General features: G+C 39.4%; 11 protein-coding genes. All 11 read left to right on the top strand.

Annotation, left to right across the window (positions count from 1 at the left end):
• Positions 1-397: 397 nt before the first annotated feature.
• Positions 398-562 carry a hypothetical protein gene (locus tag Q0502_RS07240; RefSeq protein WP_298649021.1) on the top strand — a complete coding sequence of 55 codons (165 nt, stop codon included), beginning with the start codon at positions 398-400 and terminating at the stop codon, positions 560-562.
• Positions 563-672: 110 nt separating this feature from the next.
• Entirely contained in the window at positions 673-894 is a 222-nt protein-coding gene (locus tag Q0502_RS07235; RefSeq protein ID WP_298649019.1) for a S24 family peptidase, read from the top strand.
• A 144-nt stretch (positions 895-1038) separates the two neighbouring features.
• Complete coding sequence (locus tag Q0502_RS07230; protein WP_298649016.1) at positions 1039-1446, top strand: hypothetical protein; 408 nt, start codon at positions 1039-1041, stop codon at positions 1444-1446.
• A complete protein-coding gene (locus tag Q0502_RS07225; protein WP_298649013.1) occupies positions 1443-2048 on the top strand; it encodes a hypothetical protein in 606 nt (201 codons plus the stop codon). The genes Q0502_RS07230 and Q0502_RS07225 overlap by 4 nt, the downstream gene beginning before the upstream one ends.
• A gap of 53 nt (positions 2049-2101) precedes the next feature.
• On the top strand, positions 2102-2395 hold the full coding sequence (locus Q0502_RS07220; RefSeq protein ID WP_298649010.1) for a hypothetical protein: 294 nt from the start codon (positions 2102-2104) through the stop codon (positions 2393-2395).
• A gap of 14 nt (positions 2396-2409) precedes the next feature.
• A complete protein-coding gene (locus tag Q0502_RS07215) occupies positions 2410-2862 on the top strand; it encodes a hypothetical protein (protein ID WP_298649007.1) in 453 nt (150 codons plus the stop codon).
• A 57-nt stretch (positions 2863-2919) separates the two neighbouring features.
• On the top strand, positions 2920-3195 hold the full coding sequence (locus Q0502_RS07210) for a transposase (protein ID WP_238866086.1): 276 nt from the start codon (positions 2920-2922) through the stop codon (positions 3193-3195).
• A 14-nt stretch (positions 3196-3209) separates the two neighbouring features.
• Positions 3210-4034, top strand: coding sequence for an IS3 family transposase (locus Q0502_RS07205; protein ID WP_286855867.1), 825 nt, complete (start codon positions 3210-3212; stop codon positions 4032-4034).
• Between the two features lie 643 nt (positions 4035-4677).
• The gene (locus Q0502_RS07200; RefSeq protein ID WP_286855865.1) at positions 4678-5064 is read left to right on the top strand and encodes a hypothetical protein; all 387 of its coding nucleotides are present in this window, start codon (positions 4678-4680) and stop codon (positions 5062-5064) included.
• 497 nt (positions 5065-5561) lie between these two features.
• The gene (locus tag Q0502_RS07195) at positions 5562-5873 is read left to right on the top strand and encodes a transposase (protein WP_298648997.1); all 312 of its coding nucleotides are present in this window, start codon (positions 5562-5564) and stop codon (positions 5871-5873) included.
• On the top strand, positions 5767-6137 hold a 371-nt coding region (locus Q0502_RS07190), incomplete at its 3' end, for a transposase (RefSeq protein WP_366521776.1). The genes Q0502_RS07195 and Q0502_RS07190, both read left to right, overlap by 107 nt.

Raw genomic sequence — 6137 nt, 5'->3', positions numbered from 1 at the left:
CTCTAATGCAAAAATTACATTTCTCTTAATATTCAAAGCTATTTATCCCTAAGAAAATCTACACCCAAAATTACACCCATTTTTTGATATAGCAAAGGATATTTAAAGATATTTTATGAGAAAATACTATACGTAAATACTAGATATATTGTTGTTTGATGTTCTACGATGTTCTATGATGTTTTATGGGGGTTCTGTTCATAGTCCCGTCCATACCGCCAGGAGCTCGCTTAAACAGCGGGCTTTTTCTTTGTAGATACCATATACAGTCATTTTTCTGTATTCGAGTAATGACCATTGCGGAAGTGTTCTAACCGTATTTTCGTACATTTTCCTCATTTTGTACGGAATAATGTATGAAAATTTTGTAGCTTTGTACTAAATAAACATTAATTATATGGAAAACATTGCATTACGATTTGTTCATAACGGGGGTAACAGGGTTAAGAACGGGTTGACATCGCTGCTTGTCGAGGTAAGGCAGACCGGAACCAACCAGACTGTTTATATCAATACAGGGATAAAACTGCTCCCGAATCAATTTTCTGAAAAAACGGATTAACTATAAAGAACCACGATAAAGCAGGAATGGTCGCCGTTAAAGCAAAATAGATTTTCAATAAGGTAGAGGCGTTCGCCTTTTTCAATTATGCCGATGAATATTTAAAAGACATGCCTTTAGTAATGGTTGAATCCGACAAGGAATACAAAGGCAAATACCTTGCATTCGGAGTAGATGGAGATTCGATGGAACCTGAATATAATAAGGGTGATATCATTATATGTAGAGAGATACAAAGACCACTGGAAAACGAAACTTCATTTTCAGGATTGGGGTTTCGTAATAGCACACGGAACAAAGGGGATAATGCTGAAAGAAATCACCGCCCATAATGTAGAAACCGGAGAGATTACATGCCATTCTCTTAATAGTGACATACATCCCGATTTTACACTGAATCTCGGAGAGGTTGCGTATCTCTATAACATAGTTGTGAACCGGAGAATTGGGAAAAACACAAGAAGAAGGAGGTAGCTATGAAATTAATTCAATGTCCGGTGTGCTTAAAAGAAAACAGTGACCTTGCACTTACGTGTGTATACTGTGGGCGCCAAATCAAAGAGAAACTGTCACCCGAGAATGAGCAAAGGATTAATGAGATTTTATTAGGTATTGAAGAGGACAAAATTAAAAAGGAAAGAGAGGAGTTTCTTTGTTGCCCCAAGTGCTATGGAAATAATCTAGCTCCAATGAAAAAAGGGTTTAGCTTCGGAAGGGCGGCAGCCGGAGTTTTTACTATTGGATTGTATGGAATTGTTGCAGGCTCTATTGGAAGCGGGGATATTAAACTGATTTGCAACGGGTGCGGAAATAAATTTAATTCTGGTAATGCTGTTAGCTTAACAAAGTCTCAGCAGAAGTATTTTAAAAAAAATCTAAAATGAAGAATATTATCTTATTCTCTCTCTTGATGATGCTTATGTCGTGTTATCCTGAGACAGGGAAACAAAAGATTACAAGCGCATATAGGACGGAGGATGTGAAGTTGTTTGACACTATTAAGTGGGTCAATGACAATATTAATGAACTAATAAGAGATTCAACCAAACTGAAAGATACTAAATTTAGGGAAACAACAGAAATTGAAGAAATGTCATCAGCTATTGATTTTTTAAGCAGATGTTCAGATTGGGATAATTTTACAGAAAATAAGAGCGAGTTTGTAAATGGGAACAAGAGATTTATAGGTTTGTCATCTTTAGTCACGTCAAAATCTAAATCTACCCTTAATTCAGTATTGCCTTATTATAGAAAATCTCTGGCCAAAAATCTTGCAAATGGAATGTGGAAACACGATATGTATATAACTGCATCTGGATCTGGAAATATATATCTTAATATCACAAGTCATTTGTTTGTTACAAATGCAAATATTGAAACAATACACACATCTATCGCTGATACAGCAAAAAAATACGGGTTTAAACAGATAAGGTATCGATGGTATCGTAATGCAAGCGAATATACATATTACAATATTGAATAGCGGTTTATTTATGCCGTGTTTTATATAAAGTATATAATTTTAATTATTACATCATGGAAAAGAAAGAGATTAAGGTTTATTATTCTGGCAGCGGGGTACAAACACTCAAGGGCACGGGGACGTTTTTATTTGTCCTAACTTTTATTTCAGCTATCACGGCGCTTGTAGGATTGGTTGTTTCTGCCGGTGGTTCCGAAATTGGAGTGTCGCTTACTACAACATCTGTATATTTGTTTTTCGTATGCCTGATTGGCGGGTCGATCTGCAAGGGGCTATCAAGCATTGCCAAAACCGCCTTATATAAAAGAACTATACTCGAAACGGAATATTACTTCATTGATCAGTAAAAAAGCAATCTGTAATGAAGTATCTGGACGGTGCAAAGCCGACAATCGAAAAGCTGCAGGAGCTTGCCGATTACCTAAACACGACAACAGATTATCTGTTGTATGGGTCGGAGGAGTCCAGGTCTTACGAAATAGAAAACAACAACGGGAATCAATTTGTGAAACTACCTGACGGACAATTTTTAATGACGATGCCTATTGTTTCTGTTGAAGCACAGGCTGGCTTTTTAGATTTTTACGGCGATGTCGAATATTTAGCTGAAATGCCAAAGCATAGCATGGTAGTTGATGAAGTCCACAGAGGTCATTATATCGCTTTTGTTGTTGCTGGAGATAGTATGGATAATTATACTCCAGAATCATTTATGGCCGGCGATATTGTTTCGACAAGAGAATCACAACGTATTAACTGGACGGATAAGTTAAGAATTAAAGATTTTCCTTATTGGGTTATCTATACAATATAATTACCCCCGAATCTTAGACAACAAGAATCATTAAAAAATAATATTAATTTTGTTGTCATGAAGAAAAGGAAAACTTACAGTGCCGGCTTTAAAACAAAGATTGTTTTAGAAGCACTTCAAGAAAGAGAAACAGTCCAGGAGATCGCCAGGAAGTATGAACTTCACCCGGGTCAGATCTCGACGTGGAAGACTCAATTTTTATCTCAGGCGGACCAGGTGTTCGAGAGAGGCGGCTCTAAAACAGAGGATGACAAGGAGAAAGACGCCCTGTTCAAGAAGGTCGGACAGCTTCAGCTGGAGGTTGATTTCTTAAAAAAAGTATTGGGGAAATAGCCAAAAATGAACGGATGAGCAAAATCGACAAGACCCACTCTTTAAGCGTTTCACGCCAGTGTGATTTGTTGGATGTGCCCCGTAGCAGCTTCTACTATTCGCCCCGTGAAGATGGTTCCTATAATGAGGAACTGATGAAGCAGATAGACAAACAGTACATGATTACCCCGTTCTACGGTGTACCCCGGATGACACATCACCTTCGTGGCATTGGCTACGAGGTCAATCCCAAGCGTGTGCGCCGTTTATATCGGAAAATGGATTTATATGCGACCGGCCCCCGTCCGAACACGAGCAAGCCCCATAGGGGAGCAAGCCATGTGATTTATCCCTACCTGCTGCGTGGGTTAAAGGTAACGCGCCCCAATCAGGTCTGGGCGATGGATATCACCTATATCCCGTTAGCTGGCAGCCATCTGTACCTGGTTGGCATCATTGACGTTTACAGCCGCTATATCGTTGGCTGGTCACTGTCCAACACGATGACCGCCCATTGGTGCCGCGAGTGCCTTGAAGAGGCTATAAAGCACCATGGTGCTCCGGAGATAATCAATACGGATCAGGGGAGTCAGTTCTCCAGCCCGGAGTTTTCAGCTTATTTTTCTTCATACGAGGGTTTAAAGTTCAGCATGGACGGGAAGGGACGGGCTATTGACAATATCTTCATTGAAAGATTTTGGCGGAACATCAAATACGAGAAGCTTTATCTCGAACCATCAGACAATGGTTTGGAGTTATATCACAAAATAAAGGATTATATGAAGTATTATAACCAGGAAAGGCCCCATCAGGGATTGGAATATAAAAGGCCGATGGAAGTGTACCGGGCGGCCGCTTAGTTTCCTGGGATCGCCCTGCAGGGCGATCCCAGGAAACTAACTTATCTGTGAATAGAAACTGTCTAAGGAAGGGGAGAAGTTTACAAATCAATCTGCAAAACCAATGCTTAAGCAAATAATAAATCACGACACCGAAAGAGGAGTAATAACGTGTCACTCTCTCAACGAATCGCCTGAATATGCAGATTTTAAATTAAATATTGACGATGTAATAAAGTTGTTTTATGTGATTGACAAAAGTAGGAATATTTCTAAAAAATCATATTATTAATTTTAGATAAACGAATCATGAAGAATATTGTTTTGATATTTAGTATTATTTTATTTTCGTCCTGTTTTAGCGAAACTGGATAGCAAAAGGCTGACAATTCTATAATGGACAGAATGTATATTAAAGCGAAACAGGCATCTTTTCCATATAACGAAACGTTCAGTGCCGGCTCGTATTACACAAGCATGATTAACGATTCTATCGTATTCTGTCAGCAGAACTATTCATATAAAAATGATTATAGCGTCAAGAAAAGCGGCAAAACATATGGTTTCTTTAATTCAAGAAATGGAGATGATGTTACTGAATATATTGATTTATATGTAAACGATAATGAAATTTCAAGAGTTTCAAGCCTGATAAAATAGAGTTATGAAGAAAATTATTTTATTTATTTGCCTGATGATGCCGTTAGCTTCTTTTGGTCAAAAGCAAACATCAAGGGAGAGGTGGTATCAAGAGAGAGATCAGAAAAGAGCGGAAATAATGAACAGGAATTCGGGTGATTATCTGCAAATGTCATCAAAGAGTCTTCTGATAAGCACGACGTTGTCGGTGGCAGGAGGGGTAGCCGCCGGTTTGTCTACCGTGTTATCGGAAGACTACGATACCCAAAAATCCATTGCGTACATTGGTGCCGCAACGTCTCTGGTCGGGTTGATAGTAACAATAAAGGGGTATGTTGAAATAGGAAAAGCTGGAAAAAAATTGAAATATGAAGTCGGAGCCGGCCGAGCTGGACTGGCGTTCAATTGGTAAAACGACAGGAACCCGCCATTTTTTACGTACATTTTTCGTAAGCGAGTGAATAAGGTATTGATTAGACGTTGATTAATATGTCCTGTCCATACCGCCAGGAGATTTAGAAAATCAAAGAAAAGTCCTGTTATTCAGTAGAATACAGGACTTTTTCATTTTACATACCCCAGCAAAAAATCCCATAAAAACGCAGATAAAAAAGGCTAATACGTGGGACTTTCAGATTTGTATAAAATGTCCCACCTTCAGTCTTCTTTCTCATTGTATTTCAGTTTTTTTACCTAACAAGAAAATGAACTCTTAAGTATCCGGTCTGCCATGGGCGTATTGTGGTGTTAGCATGAAAGTGCGATCTTTGACGAAAACTGGTGATGATGGTCGAGGGTATTTCCATGGAAAAAACCACCCGCCGGAAAAGATTCAATATTTCTCCAAAAACCGCATAAACAAAGGTTTCCCCGCTTATTCATTTCATTGATATTTTGTATCTTTACACCATGAAAACAAGCAATACGGAATTGAATGATCAGGTTGTCATTTCCCGTGGGGAATATGACGAATTGCTCTCTATTAAGTCCGATTGCGAATACCAGAGGTCCCAACTCTCCGAGTTAAAGCGGATGCTTTACGGGGTCAAAAGTGAACGCTTCAGGACGGAAAAAACCGATGACGGTCAATTGGACCTTTTTGTCGGCGCGCAGGATTCACTTTGCGATATTCAGCCAAAAGCGGAAGCGGACAAAGAATCCGTCACTTACGAGCGCGAAAAGGTACGCGAAAATCTACCGGGTGGAGGAACAGGCGCGTGAAGAAAAGATGTCGTTCGAAGAGAGGCACCAATTGCGTTTCCAACTGTCGAAACCTGCGATGGAGGAATTGAAGCAGTGGCTGGAAGAACAACGGGGACAAGCCCTGTCTAAATCTCCCATAGGAATTGCAGTTGCTTATACACTCAATATTTGGGACAGGCTGGAAAGGACGATGACGGACGGAAAATTCGAAATAGACAATAACAAATTCGAAAATAAAATCCGGAAGCTTGCCCGGGGCAGGTTATGTGCTGCACAACATAA

The organism is uncultured Proteiniphilum sp., assembly GCF_937873925.1.
Lineage (GTDB): Bacteria > Bacteroidota > Bacteroidia > Bacteroidales > Dysgonomonadaceae > Proteiniphilum.
The sequence above is the reverse complement of the archived record's forward strand: the minus strand, read 5'-3'. Positions and strand labels throughout refer to the sequence as shown.